This window comes from Polaromonas sp. JS666 (genome assembly GCF_000013865.1).
Classification (GTDB): Bacteria; Pseudomonadota; Gammaproteobacteria; order Burkholderiales; family Burkholderiaceae_C; genus Polaromonas.
Genome location: NC_007948.1, coordinates 3,478,468 through 3,493,461, shown reverse-complemented (window position 1 = coordinate 3,493,461; position 14,994 = coordinate 3,478,468). Strand labels below are relative to the sequence as shown.

Annotated in this window: 15 protein-coding genes; 4 read left to right on the top strand and 11 right to left on the bottom strand. The window is 64.1% G+C overall.

Annotated elements, in window-relative coordinates:
- Nucleotides 1-26 precede the first annotated feature (26 nt).
- The 4 genes from BPRO_RS16480 to BPRO_RS16465 all read right to left on the bottom strand — a co-directional run bounded on the left by BPRO_RS16480 (nt 27) and on the right by BPRO_RS16465 (nt 4,648).
- Nucleotides 27-683 (bottom strand): membrane protein, encoded by a 657-nt coding sequence (locus BPRO_RS16480; RefSeq protein ID WP_041389956.1) that lies wholly within the window; start codon nt 681-683, stop codon nt 27-29.
- Nucleotides 684-694: 11 nt separating this feature from the next.
- Nucleotides 695-1,015, bottom strand: coding sequence for a phosphopantetheine-binding protein (locus tag BPRO_RS16475; RefSeq protein ID WP_011484204.1), 321 nt, complete (start codon nt 1,013-1,015; stop codon nt 695-697).
- A gap of 263 nt (nt 1,016-1,278) precedes the next feature.
- Entirely contained in the window at nt 1,279-3,336 is a 2,058-nt protein-coding gene (locus BPRO_RS28045) for a sensor histidine kinase (protein WP_049764134.1), read from the bottom strand.
- Nucleotides 3,337-3,661: 325 nt separating this feature from the next.
- Nucleotides 3,662-4,648 (bottom strand): inositol monophosphatase family protein, encoded by a 987-nt coding sequence (locus tag BPRO_RS16465; RefSeq protein ID WP_011484202.1) that lies wholly within the window; start codon nt 4,646-4,648, stop codon nt 3,662-3,664.
- A 146-nt stretch (nt 4,649-4,794) separates the two neighbouring features.
- On the opposite strand from BPRO_RS16465, the gene BPRO_RS16460 reads away from it, so the two are divergent.
- Together BPRO_RS16460 and cysE are read left to right on the top strand one after the other, a co-directional pair.
- On the top strand, nt 4,795-5,601 hold the full coding sequence (locus tag BPRO_RS16460) for an RNA methyltransferase (protein ID WP_011484201.1): 807 nt from the start codon (nt 4,795-4,797) through the stop codon (nt 5,599-5,601).
- Nucleotides 5,602-5,611: 10 nt separating this feature from the next.
- Nucleotides 5,612-6,391: a serine O-acetyltransferase gene (gene cysE / locus BPRO_RS16455; protein WP_011484200.1), complete on the top strand. Its 780-nt coding sequence runs from the start codon at nt 5,612-5,614 to the stop codon at nt 6,389-6,391.
- A 30-nt stretch (nt 6,392-6,421) separates the two neighbouring features.
- On the opposite strand, the gene BPRO_RS16450 is transcribed toward cysE, so the two are convergent.
- From BPRO_RS16450 to yjgA, 3 genes are read right to left on the bottom strand one after another with little or no spacing between them, the layout of a single operon-like run.
- Nucleotides 6,422-7,717: an amidase gene (locus BPRO_RS16450; RefSeq protein ID WP_011484199.1), complete on the bottom strand. Its 1,296-nt coding sequence runs from the start codon at nt 7,715-7,717 to the stop codon at nt 6,422-6,424.
- Complete coding sequence (mog, locus tag BPRO_RS16445; RefSeq protein WP_011484198.1) at nt 7,714-8,343, bottom strand: molybdopterin adenylyltransferase; 630 nt, start codon at nt 8,341-8,343, stop codon at nt 7,714-7,716. The genes BPRO_RS16450 and mog overlap by 4 nt, the downstream gene beginning before the upstream one ends.
- Nucleotides 8,344-8,401: 58 nt before the next feature.
- Nucleotides 8,402-8,992, bottom strand: a complete 591-nt coding sequence (gene yjgA / locus BPRO_RS16440) for a ribosome biogenesis factor YjgA (RefSeq protein WP_011484197.1) — start codon at nt 8,990-8,992, stop codon at nt 8,402-8,404.
- A gap of 25 nt (nt 8,993-9,017) precedes the next feature.
- Here yjgA and pmbA point away from each other — a divergent pair, with 25 nt between their 5' ends.
- Complete coding sequence (pmbA, locus tag BPRO_RS16435; RefSeq protein WP_011484196.1) at nt 9,018-10,448, top strand: metalloprotease PmbA; 1,431 nt, start codon at nt 9,018-9,020, stop codon at nt 10,446-10,448.
- A gap of 86 nt (nt 10,449-10,534) precedes the next feature.
- On the top strand, nt 10,535-11,290 hold the full coding sequence (locus tag BPRO_RS16430; RefSeq protein ID WP_232291416.1) for a DUF4399 domain-containing protein: 756 nt from the start codon (nt 10,535-10,537) through the stop codon (nt 11,288-11,290).
- Nucleotides 11,291-11,311: 21 nt separating this feature from the next.
- Here BPRO_RS16430 and BPRO_RS16425 read toward each other — a convergent pair whose 3' ends face one another.
- The 4 genes from BPRO_RS16425 to BPRO_RS16410 all read right to left on the bottom strand — a co-directional run bounded on the left by BPRO_RS16425 (nt 11,312) and on the right by BPRO_RS16410 (nt 14,967).
- Complete coding sequence (locus BPRO_RS16425) at nt 11,312-11,758, bottom strand: GatB/YqeY domain-containing protein (RefSeq protein WP_011484194.1); 447 nt, start codon at nt 11,756-11,758, stop codon at nt 11,312-11,314.
- 162 nt (nt 11,759-11,920) lie between these two features.
- Nucleotides 11,921-12,133 (bottom strand): 30S ribosomal protein S21, encoded by a 213-nt coding sequence (gene rpsU / locus BPRO_RS16420; RefSeq protein ID WP_011484193.1) that lies wholly within the window; start codon nt 12,131-12,133, stop codon nt 11,921-11,923.
- 401 nt (nt 12,134-12,534) lie between these two features.
- Entirely contained in the window at nt 12,535-13,764 is a 1,230-nt protein-coding gene (locus BPRO_RS16415; protein WP_081430524.1) for an NAD(P)/FAD-dependent oxidoreductase, read from the bottom strand.
- A 210-nt stretch (nt 13,765-13,974) separates the two neighbouring features.
- Entirely contained in the window at nt 13,975-14,967 is a 993-nt protein-coding gene (locus tag BPRO_RS16410; protein WP_041389951.1) for a hypothetical protein, read from the bottom strand.
- Between the last annotated feature and the right edge of the window lie 27 nt (nt 14,968-14,994).

The window sequence follows — 14,994 nt, the reverse complement described above, 5'->3', positions numbered from 1 at the left end:
GACAAAGGCGACTTCTCAGGAACTTCTCAGGAAGAGGGCGGCAACCCGCCCGAACTGGCCTGCCGGTAGGCGCGGATGGCCTCCAGCGGACCGGCCCGGTCGGCGGGCGCCAGCAGGAACAGGCGTGCCGCGTACTCTGCCGCAAACATCAGGATCAACAAAGGCAGGTTCAGCAGGTTGGCAAAGGCGGACCAGACGGCAACCGGCGCCAGCCAGAACAGCAGCAGCGACAGGGCCGTCATCACGCCGAAATACAGCGTCCAGGCCCAGGTGACCTGACGGGTGTAGCGTGCCAGCGCGGGTGACAGGTGGCCATGCACAATGGCCGCGAAACGCGACACGATGGGGACCTGGCCGGCGCGCAGTGTGCGGCCGAAGGCCAGGCCGAGCAAGGCCTGTATGCCTGCATGCTGCAGCAGAAACACCCAGTTGTAGTGCTGCACCAGCCAGCCCGCCATGCCGTAGAGGGTGGCCGAGCCCGCCAGACACAGCAGCAGCATCCAGGCCCTTTGCGGCGACCGCCAGGCCAGCACCAGCGCCAGGCCGATCAGCGGCGCAATGGCCACGGCCGCGTCAAACAGGTCCGGACTGGGATCCGCCGCTGCCAGGTGCGAGAGGATGGGGTAGCCGGCGCAGAAGGTGGCAATGGCCGCCCAGCGAGTGCCGCGCAGCAGTGTTGCCATCAAGCCGGGTTTCACTTCGTTCTTTGCAGCGCGATGTGTTCGCTCAGGCTGCGCAGCGAGTGGAAGATGGCCGTGTTGTCTTCATTGTCTGCGCGCAGCTGCAGGCCGTAGCGTTTGGACACCACCAGCGCGATCTCGAGGATGTCGATCGAATCGAGGCCCAAGCCGTCCCCATACAGGGCATCGTCGGGCTGGATGTCGGCGGCCGCTGTTTCCAGGTTGAGCGAGGAGACCACCAGTTCGGCGACTTCACGCATCAGGGCAGCATCGGCTACAGGCGTGGTAACTGGTTGTGAAGAAGATTCAGACATCGTGGACGTGGACTTGGACATGGGTTTTCAGAATTTCCGGGTGACGCGAGGGGTTGCCGGCACCGGGGTTTGGTTATGTTTTGATGGTAACTGACATTCATTGTTTGTCATCAGTGGGGTCGCTGTAGGTGTACAGCCCTACAGAGCGTCAGCCCAGACGAAACAAGACGTAACCCGTGTGATTGGCGCACGCCGCTTTTTGGACTGCCGCGACGGGGCTGGTGGAAGAAGGTGCGAAGGTGGCCGGAACGAGCCGGGCTTTGCGTGGAATGCCCCGTATTATCCTATGGATGCGCCAGCGCGGCCGGCCCCAGGGTGAACGCGAAGGTCGTACGTTCGCCCGGCGTCGACTCGGCACGGATGCGCCCGCCATGGCGCTCGATCAGCCGCTTGACGATGGACAGGCCCACGCCGGTGCCGGCAAAATCTTCAGCGCGGTGCAGGCGCTGGAAAGGCGCGAACAGCTTGTCCGACTGGGCCGCATCGAACCCCACGCCGTTGTCGCGCACGAAAATTTCGGTGCCGTCCGGCCCTTCCTGCGTGCCGATCTCCACGCGCGGCGGGCTTTGCCCGGCGGAAAACTTCAGCGCGTTGCCGATCAGGTTGTTGAAGACCTGGCCCATCAGCGTCGGGTCGGCCTGCACCACGGGCAGCGGGCCGGCGCTGATGTGGCTGTTCGGACAGGCCGGCGCCAGCTCGCGCACCAACTTGCCCACCAGCTCGTTGAGATCGACCGGCCGGAAGGTCATCTCCACGCGCTCGGCGCGTGAGCACGCCAGGATGTCCTGGATCATGCGGTCCATCGTCGCCGCCCCGGCGATGATGCGGGCCAATTTGTGACGCCCGCTGTCGGACAGCGCGGACGCTTCCGAGCGTTCCAGTAGCGTGGCAAAGCCGCCGATGGTGTGTAGCGGGCTGCGCAGGTCGTGCGACACGCTGGCGCTGAAGGCTTCCAGGTCGCTGACGGTGCGCTCCAGCGCTGCCGTGCGTTCCTTGACCAGTTCTTCCAGGTGATGGCGGTGGAGGTCCAGTTCAGCGCTGATGCGGCTGCGCTCGGTGATGTCGCGCGAGATGCCGAAGACGCCAGTCACCTCGCCCGCTGTGTTGCGCAAGGGGCCCTTGGTCGTGAAGAAGGTGGACAGCCCGCGCGGGGTGGTGAGTTCCACCTCGTAGCTGATGGTGCGGCCCTGCGTCAAGGCTTGCGCGTCGCTGGCGGCCAGGCGGGCGGCTTCAGCGGGCGGAAACAGCGCGCGGTCGTCGCTGCCTATGACTTCTTCCATTGTTTTGCCCAAGGCCTCGCAACCCGCCTTGTTGCACAGCAGATAGCGGCCGGTCCTGTCCTTGGCGAAAATCGAGTCGGTCGAGCCCTGCGCGATGGCATCCAGCAGTTGCAGCGCGCGCAATTTCTCTTCCTGGTGGGCGCGTTCGATGCGCGCAAACTGCAGGGCCTGGCGCTCGCGGAACCAGTAGGCGCCAGCCCCAGTCGCAAGCAGGGCCAGCATGCCCGCAGCGGCGATCCAGAGTGCATTGCGCCACGCGTCGGCATAGGCCTCGCCGCTGTCCATCCTGGCCATCAGAAACCAATCTGTTCCCGCTATCGGGCGCACCACGCCGAGCACCGGCTGGCCGTGGAAATCCAGTGCGTCGACGGCCCGACCGAGCGGCGCATCGCCGCGTATAACCTTGGCCGCCAGCAGGTCGGGCGAGGACAGCGGCAGGCGGGTCCCTGAATTGGGCTCGACCAGAAAATCGCCTTCGCGCCGTACCAGCACGGAGGCCGCACTGCGGCTGGGCAGCGGCCATTCGCGCAGCGTCGGAAACAGAAAGACGTGGGGGTCGAGTCTCACCACCAGCACCGCGCGCGCCGGCTTGCCGGTGAGTGTGAACGGCGCCACCACGTCAATCCGCGGTGCCGGTGGCGCGCCATCGTGCCCGTAGAGGTTGGTGAACTGCGGCTTGTTGCTGTCGATGGCTCGCCGCGCCGCATCGCGCAAGAGGGGCGGCGCCTGCTGTTCTGCATTGGTCGTGCCCGCGACGACTTGGCCCTGGTCGTCCATCACCAGCACGCTGTGGCCTCCGCTGGCCTTGTGAAAGCTGGACAGGCGGTCCAGCAGCCGTTCATGGGCAGCGGTGTCGCCCACATTGCGCCAGAGCAGGTAGGTTTCACCCATCGGGCTGCGGCCGGCGAACTCTACCCGGCCGAGATTCTCCCGCAGCCAGGTGGCAACCTGGCCGGCACGCAGGTCGGCCATGGCTTCGATGCGGGCAGCCTCTCGTTCACGGTATTGGTCCTGGCTTTCAACAATGGCCCATATCGTCAGCGCCACGACGACAGACATCATGAGGGACAAAGGCCAAAACAGCGCCCGAATTCCAGCGACTGCGGCGCGGGTCGGCGCAGGTGCCGGGGCTGGGCTGTTGTTCGCCATATTCAGGTCCTCCGAACCCGCCCGGGCAGATCGACTGCCTGCCGGGTGGGCACCTTACTGGCATAGAACCGCAGCAGCGCTACGTGGTTCCGAGGTCATTCTAGTCCGCAGCTTTACTTTCGGGCAAGCGCAGCCGCGGCAGGTGCGGCGCCGTTTTTTTGCCGGCGCTGGCCGGTCAGGGCGGCGTTGCGGGCTGGTTGCTTCATGGTGTGGCTGAAGGAGGCCTCACCGGGAGCTCTCAGAGCTTGGGGCCGGCGGCAGGTATTTTTCGCGCGCGGGTGAGGGTTCGCGCAGGCGGCGATGCGGCGCTGGTGTCTGCCGCCGGGGCCGGTTCGGCCTCTTCTTCGGCTCCATCCACGACCGGACGGTCGCCGGAGCGCTCGACAGCGTGTGCGACCTGCATCTTCTGGGCGGCGCCGGCAAACTTGCTGTATTTGGCCAGGGTGGTCACCATCTGGCCATAAATGCGCGGGTTGCCGGCCAGGCATTCGCCATGGTCCATGAAGTCGGCTTCGCCGGTCAGGTTGCCGATCAGGCCGCCGGCTTCGGTGACCAGCAGCGAGCCGGCCGCAACGTCCCAGGGCTTGAGGCCGATTTCAAAGAAGCCGTCGCTGTAGCCGGCTGCGACATAGGCCAGGTCCAGCGCTGCCGCGCCGGGACGGCGCACACCGGCGCACTGGCTCATGATCTCGCCCAGCATGTTGAGATAGGGCTTGAGCCTGTCGCCGGGACGGTAAGGAAAACCGGTGGAGATCAGGCACTCCTGCAGCCGGGTGCGCTTGGCCACGCGGATGCGGCGGTCGTTCAGGTAGGCGCCGCGGCCCCGGGTGGCGCAAAACAGGTCGTTGCGGGTAGGGTCGTAGACCACCGCCTGCTCGATCTTGCCCTTGACGGCCAGCGCGATGCTGACGCAGTACACGGGAAAGCCGTGGATGAAGTTGGTGGTGCCGTCCAGCGGGTCAATGATCCACACGAATTCGGAGTCTTTGGCGCCATGCTCGCTGCCCGATTCTTCGGCCAGGATGCCGTGGCCGGGGTAGGCCGTCAGCAGGGTTTCGATGATCGCGGCTTCAGCGGCCTGGTCGATTTCAGTGACGAAATCATTGGTCTGCTTGACCGAGACACGAACCGCCTCGACATCAAGGGCGGCGCGGTTGATGATGGCGCCGGCGGCGCGCGCAGCCTTGATGGCCACGTTGAGCATGGGGTGTAGATTGCTGGGCATAAAGGGTAAGAAAGAGCGGGCAGAAAGCTGCGACCAGGACTGCGGCCCGGTAACCGGGGCAGGCGACAATATCCTCATTTTACCGGCATCGCCCGAATAGCCCCCCGAAACACGACGGCGACAGCCTTCCACTGCAACATTTACCGATGAAAACCCGTTTTGTCCTGATCAACACCAGCCACGCCGGCAATGTGGGCGCTGCCGCGCGCGCCATGAAGGTCATGGGCTTTGACGACCTGGTGCTGGTGGCGCCGCGCTGGGCGAACGTGCTGAACCGTGAAGAAACCATCCAGCGGGCCAGCGGCGCGCTCGACGTCCTGAAAAACGCCCGTATCGTGGCCACGCTGGATGAGGCGCTCGATGGCATGTCGCACCTGTGCGCCACCGCCATGACGCCGCGCGACTTTGGCCCGCCAACCCGCGCGCCGCGCGAGCACTTCAGCAAATTGCTATCAAACGATGAGCCCTCGTCGCCCGAAAATAAAGGGCTGCAGCCCGATTCGGTGGCCTTCCTGTTTGGTTCCGAACGGTTTGGCATGCAAAACGACGATGTGTACCGCTGCCATGTGGCCTTGAGCATTCCAACCGACCCGAAGTTTGGCTCGCTCAACCTCGGGGCCGCGGTGCAGCTGATTGCCTATGACTGGCGCCAGGCGCTGGGCGGTTTTGCCGTGCAGCCGGCTACACCCGAGCCCAAACTGGCGGACGCCGCCGAGGTGGCCGGCATGCTCGGCCACTGGGAAGAAGCGCTCACCGACATTGGTTTTCTGGACCCGGCCTCACCGAAAAAACTGATGCCGCGACTGAACCAGCTTTTCAACCGGGCGCAGCTCAGCCCTGAAGAGATCCACATCCTGCGCGGTGTGGCCAAGGCCATGTCGAGGACGGCGAATAAAGCCGTGCCGTCCGCGGTCAAAACGCCTGCGCCAGCAGACACGCTGGACCCCCAGTAGACTCGGAGCCATGTTTTCCAGACTTCGCTCCGACATCCAGTGCATTCTTTTGCGGGACCCCGCCGCCCGTACGGCCTGGGAAGTGCTGACCTGCTACCCGGGCCTGCATGCGCTGGTGCTGCACCGCCGGGCGCACTGGTGCTGGAACCACGGCTTCAAATGGCTGGGCCGCTTCATCTCGCATCTCTCGCGCTGGTTCACCGGCATTGAGATTCACCCCGGCGCCAAAATTGGCGAGCGCGTGTTTTTCGACCATGCCATGGGCGTGGTGGTGGGAGAAACCGCCGAAATCGGCGACGGCTGCACGATTTACCAGGGCGTGACGCTGGGCGGCACCTCGCTCTACAAGGGCGCCAAGCGCCATCCCACGCTGGGGCGTGATGTGGTCGTGGGCGCGGGCGCGCAGGTGCTGGGCGGCTTCACGGTGGGCGACGGTGCCCGGATCGGCTCGAACGCGGTGGTGGTCAAGCCGGTGCCGGCAGGCGCCACCGCCGTGGGCAACCCGGCCCGCGTGATCCAGGCGGACGCCGACGTGAAGCGCGAAATGGCGGCCAGCCAGATGGGTTTTTCAGCCTACGGCGTCACGCAGAACGACGACCCGCTGTCGCAGGCCATGCGCGGCCTGATCGACAGCGCGGCGGGGCAGGAGCACCAGATCTCGATGCTCTGGCAGGCAATTGAAAAGCTTTCCGGGCCTCAGGCCACCAGCACCCGGGAGTGCGTACCCAAGGATGCCGCGCTGCACGAGACCTTTGAAGCGGACAAGCTGAACCAACTGGTCGGAAAATAAGCCCAGGACAACCGGTTTTTCAGATCGCGTTCAAGTCGCGCGCAGCGATCGTTCCAGAACGTCGGCGGCTTCAAGGCAGGCACGGTCTGCGTGGGGAGCGCCAATGACCTGCAGGCCCATCGGGAAGCCGTTCACGCCCACGGCGCCCGCCACATTCACACACGGCAAACCCAGCAGCGTCCAGGCGCGGTTGAACATGGAACTGCCGGTGCTGCCATAGCCCGGCGGTGCTTCATCGGGGGCGCTGGGCGTCATCAGCACATCAAACTGGCCAAACCAGTCTGCGCAGGCCTGTCGGCCCTGCCGCGCGGTCTGCTGCGCGGCTTCGTAAGCTGGCGCGCTGATCCGGCTTGCGGTGATGAGGTAGTCGCGCAGAATGGTCGACAGCGCCTCGGGTTGCCGGGCCAGCTGGTCGACCTCGCGCGCCAGCGCACGCCAGGCTTCGTAGCCCTGGATCACATCCTGCGCTTCATGGACGTCCTTCATCCAGGCCGGCAGGGTGATGCCCAGCACTTTGGCGCCGGCGGCCCGCAGGGCCTGGCTGCCGGCTTCAATCGCTCGCTGGGCGCTGGGCGATACCGGCCCCCAGGGGTAAGAGTCGGGCACGCCCACCACCCAGGACTTTGCGGGTGTCGCCTGCGCGGCCGGCAGCGCCAGCGCGTGTCCGCTCACCGCCTGCGCAAACCACGCCACGTCGGCCACGTTGCGGGCAAACAGGCCCACGGTGTCGAGCGACCATGAAAAGCATTTGAGGCCGGCCGTCGGCAACAGGCCAAAGCTGGGCTTGAAGCCGGTGACGCCGCAATAGGACGCGGGGCGAATGACGGAGCCGCCGGTTTGGGTGCCAACCGCAAAAGGCACAAGACCCGCCGCGACTGCAGCCGCCGACCCGGCGGAGGAACCGCCCGGCGTTCGGCCCGGGGCATTCGGGTTGCGCGTGGCGGTGGGATGCAGAAAGGCAAATTCCGTGGTGCTTGATTTTCCGATCACCAGCCCGCCAGCGCGGCGGATCACGCTGACGATGGCCGCGTCACAACGCGGTTGGGCGCCAGCGTAAAGTGCCGAGCCGTAACTGGTGGGCAGGCCTGCGGTGTCAAAGATGTCCTTGACGGCCACCGGCAGGCCCTGCAGCGGGCCGCCGGCTTCCTGGAGTCGCCCCAGCTGCTCGCGCGCGGCGCCGGGGTTCAGCAGCGCGACAAAGGCGCCCAGCGCAGCATCCTGCGCATCAATGCGCGCCAGGGTGTCGGCCAGCAGCGTGGTGGCGTCAAGCTTGCCCGCCGCCAATTGCGCGGCGGTGGCGATGGCCGAGGGCGCGGCGGGCGTCATGGGGCCGGTGTGCCCGGGGTACCCGGAGTACGAATTGCCGACTTGGGCCGGAAGGCCTTGCAGACCGCCGGATCGGTTTCGAGGTAGGGGCCGCCGATCAGGTCAATGCAATACGGCACCGCGGCAAAGATGCCGGCAACGACCGACTCGCCGGCTTCATTTTTCAGGCCTTCCAGCGTTTCCTGGATTGATTTGGGCTGGCCCGGCAGGTTGAGGATCAGGCTGTGGTCGCGAATCACCGCGCACTGGCGCGACAGAATGGCGGTCGGCACAAATTTGAGGCTGATCTGCCGCATCTGCTCGCCAAAACCGGGCATTTCCTTGTGGGCCACCGCCCGTGTGGCCTCTGGCGTCACGTCGCGCAGTGCGGGGCCGGTGCCGCCGGTGGTGAGCACCAGCGAGCAGCCGGCATCGACCAGCCCGATCAGCGTTGCGCTGATACCAGCCTGCTCGTCCGGGATCAGGCGCTCCTCAAAGGTGATGGGGTTGCGCAGCGCGCGGGTCAGCCAGCCCTTGAGTGCCGGCAGGCCCTTGTCGACATAGACGCCGGTCGACGCACGGTCGCTGACCGACACGATCCCCACCTTGACGGCATCGTACATGCCAGAGGCCGGGGTCGCGCTCATTGCTTAACCTCCGCGCTGCGCACTGCGGTGCCATTCGCCTTGGGAGCGGCCCGGCGGCTCATGCGTCTGCCTCCGGTGCCATGGCCTGCTTGACCAGCTGGAAAATCTCGCGGTAGGACTTGCCATGGCGCGGCGCTTCGCCGGGCTTTTCGGGCTTGGCATCCTTGCGGGCCTGGCGGATGAGTGCGCGCAGCTGCTGCGAGTCGGTGCCGGGATACTCCGACAGCCACGTGCCCAGCGCGTCGTCATCGGCGATCAGCTTGTCGCGCCATTGCTCGGCCAGGTGCAACTGCAGCGTGAGCTGCGCCGAGCCGCTTTGCTGCTCGTTGATGGCTTCGCGGATCGGGCCGGCATCGAGAGGGCGCATCAGCTTGCCGATGAACTGCATCTGGCGGCGCTTGCCCTCGAAGTTGGTGATTTTTTTGGCCTCGGTCAGCGCATCCAGCAGTTTGTCGGGCAAATCCAGGCGCGCCATCAGGTCGGCGCGCAGGGTCAGCAGGGCTTCGCCCAGGGCCTGTTTTTCATCGGCCTCGGCTTTCAGTTGGGTTTTGCTCGGCGGGCCTGTTTCTTCGGCAGCGATTTCTTCGGGTTTGACGAAGCGGCCGTTGGACCAGTATCCCTTGATGGCCTTGGTAGTCTTGGTGTTCATAGCAGTCAGTATCATAGCTACCCATATGACCCAAAAGCCTTCCACCCGCCATTCCACCCCTTCAGCCGGCAGCGTTTCCGGCCTGAAGAGCCGCACCACCCGCCAGCCTGAATCCGGTTTCAGCTACCACCGCGACTTTTTCGAGGAGCTGGTGGACACTGCGCTGGACCATGCGAAGAAGCTGGGCGCCAGCGATGCGGCGGCCGAAGCGTCGGAGGGCTGCGGCCTGTCCGTCAGCGTGCGCAAGGGTGAACTCGAAAACGTGGAACGTAACCGCGACAAGTCACTGGGTATCACGGTGTACATCGGCAAAAAGCGCGGCAACGCGGCCACCAGCGACTTTTCCAAAGCTGCGATCCAGCAGACCGTGAAGGCGGCCTACGACATTGCGCGCTTTACCGCGGAAGATGAGACCTCGGGCCTGCCCGACGACCGCGACATTGCCCGCGAGTACCCGGCGCTGGACCTGTTCCACCCCTGGGCCATCACGTCGGAGGAGGCGGCTCACCTAGCCCTGCAATGCGAAGCCGCGGCCATGGGCACCAGCCGGCTGATCACCAACAGCGAGGGGGCTGGCGTGTCGGCCCAGCAAAGCCATTTCTTCAGTGCCCATACCAAGGGATTTCGCGGCGGCTATGCCAGTTCGCGCCACAGCATTTCGGTGGCGCCCATCGCGGGCAAGGGCAACCAGATGCAGCGCGACGCCTGGTACAGCTCCATGCGCGACGCCAACGAATTGGCCCGCCCCGAGGCGGTGGGCCGTTATGCCGCCGAGCGCGCGCTGGCGCGCCTGAGAAGCCGGAAAATTCCCACCACGCAGTGCCCGGTGCTGTTTGAATCACCTCTGGCGGCCGGCCTGCTGGGCGGTTTTGTACAGGCTGTCAGCGGCGGTGCGCTTTACCGCAAAAGCACGTTTTTGGCGAACAGCCTGGGCAAGGCCGCTTTCCCCAGGCACATCGACATTTACGAAGACCCGCACCTGATGAAGGGCAAGGGCAGCGCGCCGTTTGACGAAGAGGGTGTGAAAACCAGCGCCCGCAGGGTGGTGGACGCCGGGCGGGTGGAGGGGTACTTCCTGAGCACCTACTCAGCGCGCAAGCTGGGCATGCGCACCACCGGCAATGCCGGCGGCTCGCACAACCTCACGCTGACCAGCCGCCACACGCGGACAGGCGATGACCTGGACGCCATGCTGCGCAAGCTGGGCCGGGGGCTGTTTGTGACCGAACTGATGGGGCAAGGCGTGAACTACGTGACCGGCGACTACTCGCGCGGTGCGTCCGGCTTCTGGGTCGAAAACGGCCGGATTGCCTTCCCCGTTGAAGAAATCACCATTGCCGGTAACCTCAAGGCCATGCTGATGGGGATTGAGGCCGTGGGGGCCGATATGTATACTTATGGGTCAAAATCAGTCGGCTCAATGTTAGTAAATCGTATGAAAGTGGCGGGTACTTGAGGGAATAAATGAATAAAAAAGTAGTAATTACCTCTGCCCTTGCGGTTTGGTTTTCATTACTTCCCTTATGCCGGGCGCAGTCTGCCTTGGCGGTACCCAATCTGGCGCAGCCACTTGCTGCGCCCTTGCATCCCTGGCAAGCGGCGTTGCCCCGGCTGACTGCTGAGGCCTATTTCACCAACCTGCAGGACGGCGCGAAAATCGAAACGCCGTTTCGCATGACTTTCGGGTTGGCGGGTGGCTGGGGGCTGGCGCCCATCAGCAAGCCCATCGCAGGAAAAAGCGGCCACCACCACTTGCTGGTCAATCGCGAACTGCCGCTCGACTTCAAGCAGGCCCTGCCTTTCAATGACCAGTACATCCACTTTGGCAAGGGGCAGATGGAGACGGTGCTGAACCTGGCGCCAGGCGTCTATTCGCTGCGGCTGCTGCTGGCCGATAACAAGCACCTGCCGCATTTCGTCTACAGCAAGCCCTTGAATATCACGGTGACGCGCCACAACAAGGACGTGGACCCCAAGAGCCTTGTCAAAAAAGGCATCAGCCTGCTCAACATGGCGCCGGATGCGCGGCTGAAGTCGCCTTTCAGGGTGCAATTTCAGGCTTCCGGGCTCAACGTCGCTCATCTGAGCCAAAAAGAAAAGGACACCGGCCATTTTCGGCTGACGCTGACGCCTCAGGGTGGCCTCAAGCCGGCGGAAATGAATTTTGCCAATGGCCAGTCCGAGGTATGGCTGGCGCCGCCGAGCGGTGCCTACACCCTGAAGCTGGACTTCATGGACAACGTCAACCCGGGAAAAACACTGGTTGAGCCGGTATCGGTGCCTGTGCGGGTGGAGTAGCGCGGGTGGAGTAGCGCAGGCTCAACCGGCCAGTGCTGCCTTGACCGCGGCAGACACCTGGCCCATGTCGGCCTTGCCCGCCAGCCGGGTCTTCACGGCGCCCATGACCTTTCCCATGTCACCGGGGCCGCTGGCGCCCAGCTCGGCCACGATGGCTTTCACCGCGGCAGTGACTTCGTCGGCGCTCAGGCGCGCGGGCAGGTAAGCCTGCAGCACTTTCAGCTCGGCCGCTTCCTTGTCGGCCAGGTCGGTGCGTTCGGCCTTCTGGAACGCCTCGATGGAATCCTTGCGCTGCTTCATCAGTTTGTCGACGATGGCGACCACCGCCACATCGTCGAGCACCACGCGCTCGTCAACCTCTTTTTGCTTGATGGCTGCCAGCAGCAGGCGGATGGTGCCCAGGCGCTCCGTGTCCTTGGCGCGCATGGCGGTTTTCATGTCTTCGGTGATCTGGTCTTTGAGTGACATTGCGGGCTCCTGAGGGCGGTGGGGGAATGGGGCAGGGGAATGGGGAAGCCAGGGGGCAGGGTGAAAGCGGCAAGGCCCGGCAGCAGGTGCCAAAAACACAAAAGCCCGCTAGAGCGTCCTCTGGCGGGCTTTGGGTGGCCGTGAGGCGCTACCGATCGGGGATCAGTACAACTTCTTGGGCAACTGCATGGCGCGGATGCGCTTGTAGTTACGCTTGACGGCGGCTGCCTTCTTGCGCTTGCGCTCGGCCGTTGGTTTTTCGTAAAACTCGCGGGCGCGCAGGTCGGTCAGCAGGCCGAGTTTTTCAATGGTGCGCTTGAAACGGCGCAGAGCCACGTCGAAGGGCTCGTTGTCTTTTACACGGATAGTGGTCATTGATGAATTGATCCAAAAGGTGCATCTTTAAGTGATCTGATCAGGATCAGGCCAGATGCGGGTTTGCTAGCAAAGCCTTGGATTATAGACCAGAAATGTGGCCCCCACGCTCGTTCGCTTCGCGTAACTCGCTGCCCCCCGAGGGGGCCGCTGCGCCTGCGGTCTGGCAAAGCCAGTCCCGCGGCCCCGGCTGGAGGGAAGAGCCCCCACGGTCGCTCACTTCGTGTAGCTCTCTGCCCCCCCAGGGGGGGGCTGTTTTGGCTTGGGGCGGCCCTGCGCCAAAACGGGCTCTCGCGCTTTCCATTTTCTCTTGTGTTGCGCAGCGGAAAACTGCTCCTCTACGATGCCCGCCCAATCCCTTCGTCCTGAAGGACAGTTCCAGCGCCTTCGCAAGGCGAAAATCAGACAGGCAGCGTAGCTTGCCGCGCTGGCAGGGCTTGTGCACAGGCGAAAGCCGACGCCCAGGCCCACTGGAAGTTGTAGCCGCCCAGCCAGCCGGTCACGTCAACCACTTCGCCGATGAAATACAGTCCCGGCTGCTTCGACTCCATCGTCTGCGAGGACAGGTCGCGGGTGTCGACGCCGCCCACAGTGACTTCCGCCTTTTTGTAGCCTTCCGAGCCGGCGGGCACAAGTTCCCAGTCGGCCAGGCGTTGCGCCAGCGCCAGCAGGGCCTTGTCGGTGGCCTCGCTGATGGGGCGCTGCAGTGCCGGGTCGCGGCTGACCCAGGCGTCAGCGAGGCGGCTGGGCACCAGGCTGGCCAGTTCGTTGGCGATCAGCTTTTTCGATGTGGCCTTGGCGCGCAGCAAGAGCGCGGGCAAATCAACGCCGGGCGCGAGGTTGACGCGCACTGGCTGGCCTTCGCGCCAGAAGCTGGAAATTTGCAGCACCGCCGGGCCGCTCAGGCCGCGGTGGGTGAACAACAGGTCTTCTGAAAAGACCACTGCTTTTTTACGCTGTTTGGCTGTGGCTTCCGGCGGGTTGGTGTCAATTTGCACTGGCAGCGCCAGGCCGGCCAGCCCGGCATAAGGCGCCCAGCCATCCCCATCAAAGGTCAGTGGCACCAGGGCGGCCCGGGGTTCCACCAGCCGCAGCTTGAACTGCGTGGCTATGCGGTAGCCGAAATCGGTGGCGCCGATTTTGGGAATGGACAGCCCGCCGGTGGAAATCACGACTTGCCGGGCTTCAATCGGGCCGCGGTCGCTCTGCATCAGATAGCTGCCTGTGCCCGTCTGCTCGGGGCCCACCATACTTTTGACGCTGCAGGGCTGCCAGCGCGTCACCTGACCGGCTGCGCACTCGGCCAGCAGCATATTGATCACCTCTTCGGCCGAATGGTCGCAAAAGAGCTGTCCCTTGTGTTTTTCATGGAAAGCAATGCCGTAGCGCTGTAGCAGTTCGATGAAGTCCTGGGGTGTGTAGCGCGACAGCGCGGAGCGGCAAAAATGCGGGTTCTCGCTGAGAAACTGCGCGGGCGTGGCATCGCGGTTGGTGAAGTTGCAGCGGCCGCCGCCCGAGATGCGGATTTTTTCCGCCACCTTCTCGCTGTGGTCGACGAGCAGCACCTTCAGGCCCAGCTGGCCCGCGATCCCGGCGCAGAACAGCCCGGCCGCACCTGCGCCGATCACCATCACATCAAATTTCTGAGTCAAATTGGCCTCTAGCCCAAGTAGTACAAGCGAAATTAGCTATAAGAATCATAGCGATCCTGCGGTGGCGGTTTTGGCCTGCGCACCGGAAAATTCTGCAGTCAGACTGTGGCCGACAGCTGCGCTTTTCAAGACACGGAAGTGTAGCCCGCCGGGATGGCGGCTTGTCGCTTGTGCTGCGGGGTTGTTCGCCTATTGCTTCACGATCACCGGTTGGATGGTGAAAACATTTGGATTTTTCGGATCCACCGTGACCCGCACCCAGTGAATCAGCGGGCTGCCAAAGGTTTGCAGGCGGGTCAGGTTGGGCAGCAGTTTGCCGGGGCTGTACAGCGGCCTGTCCACCTTGAAGAAATGCGTGTCACCGTGCACCAGCAAGACCTGGCCTGCAAACTGCTCTGTTTCGGCGACCACCTTGTTGATGAAATTGCGGTAGCCGCTGACACGCGTGGCCTCGCTCTCGTCTTTGTCTTCGGTCTCTGGCAGGTCAAAACCGGGGTCGGCCTGAATCACCAGTACCAGGCCGCGCGCCTTGCCTTCTTTGGCGGCCTGAAACGCCTGCTGCAACCAGCTTACATTGGCTGTATCGCGTTCCAAGTACTCGGCATTGCTGGCTTCGCACTGGGTGGTGGTCCGTGCGCTTTTGCTGGTGCAGTCTTTTTCGTCCAGGACTTTGTTGTTGTTGCTGCCGGGCACATTCAGGGTGGCAAATACAATGCCGCGGTGGCTGAAACGCGTGTTTTCAACAAACTTCTCACCGGGCTGGCCCTGGTGGATCAGCGGCATCTGGCGCTTGCCCAGGCTGCGGGACGTGGGGAACATGGTTTTACGCAGATGGGCCAGACGCTCCAGCGCATCGTAGCCGCCATTGTTGAGGCGGTGGCAGTCGGTCCATTCGTTATCGCCGGGCACATACACCAGGGGTCGTTTCATCTGGTCAAACATGGCCAGCGCCGAGGTGTAAATGTCATCGGCACACCTGGAACTGCCGTCCTTGATATCGCCGTCGTACACCGAGAAGGCGATGTCGGACTGGTTGATGCTTTTGAGCAGTGCGGGAATTTTGGAGTCGTCTCCGGCCTTGTGGTACGGCATGTCGCCCCACAGGCCGAATGAGAAGCTTTGTGCCTGGGCGCAGGCCACACCCAGCGCCAGCAGGGCACCGGCCAGAAGACGGATTGACATGGGCATCGTCCGATCAAAAATGCGGAG

Coding starts and splice junctions, on each gene's coding strand:
- BPRO_RS16450 (WP_011484199.1), bottom strand. CDS start 7,717: ATGACGCCCGCCGCGCCCTCGGCCATCGCCACCGCCGCGCAATTGGCG.
- BPRO_RS16475 (WP_011484204.1), bottom strand. CDS start 1,015: ATGTCCAAGTCCACGTCCACGATGTCTGAATCTTCTTCACAACCAGTT.
- rpsU (WP_011484193.1), bottom strand. CDS start 12,133: ATGACCACTATCCGTGTAAAAGACAACGAGCCCTTCGACGTGGCTCTG.
- BPRO_RS16425 (WP_011484194.1), bottom strand. CDS start 11,758: ATGTCACTCAAAGACCAGATCACCGAAGACATGAAAACCGCCATGCGC.
- BPRO_RS16410 (WP_041389951.1), bottom strand. CDS start 14,967: ATGTCAATCCGTCTTCTGGCCGGTGCCCTGCTGGCGCTGGGTGTGGCC.
- BPRO_RS16465 (WP_011484202.1), bottom strand. CDS start 4,648: ATGCCCAGCAATCTACACCCCATGCTCAACGTGGCCATCAAGGCTGCG.
- cysE (WP_011484200.1), top strand. CDS start 5,612: ATGTTTTCCAGACTTCGCTCCGACATCCAGTGCATTCTTTTGCGGGAC.
- mog (WP_011484198.1), bottom strand. CDS start 8,343: ATGAGCGCGACCCCGGCCTCTGGCATGTACGATGCCGTCAAGGTGGGG.
- BPRO_RS16415 (WP_081430524.1), bottom strand. CDS start 13,764: ATGGTGATCGGCGCAGGTGCGGCCGGGCTGTTCTGCGCCGGGATCGCG.
- BPRO_RS16460 (WP_011484201.1), top strand. CDS start 4,795: ATGAAAACCCGTTTTGTCCTGATCAACACCAGCCACGCCGGCAATGTG.
- pmbA (WP_011484196.1), top strand. CDS start 9,018: ATGACCCAAAAGCCTTCCACCCGCCATTCCACCCCTTCAGCCGGCAGC.
- BPRO_RS28045 (WP_049764134.1), bottom strand. CDS start 3,336: ATGATGTCTGTCGTCGTGGCGCTGACGATATGGGCCATTGTTGAAAGC.
- yjgA (WP_011484197.1), bottom strand. CDS start 8,992: ATGAACACCAAGACTACCAAGGCCATCAAGGGATACTGGTCCAACGGC.
- BPRO_RS16480 (WP_041389956.1), bottom strand. CDS start 683: ATGGCAACACTGCTGCGCGGCACTCGCTGGGCGGCCATTGCCACCTTC.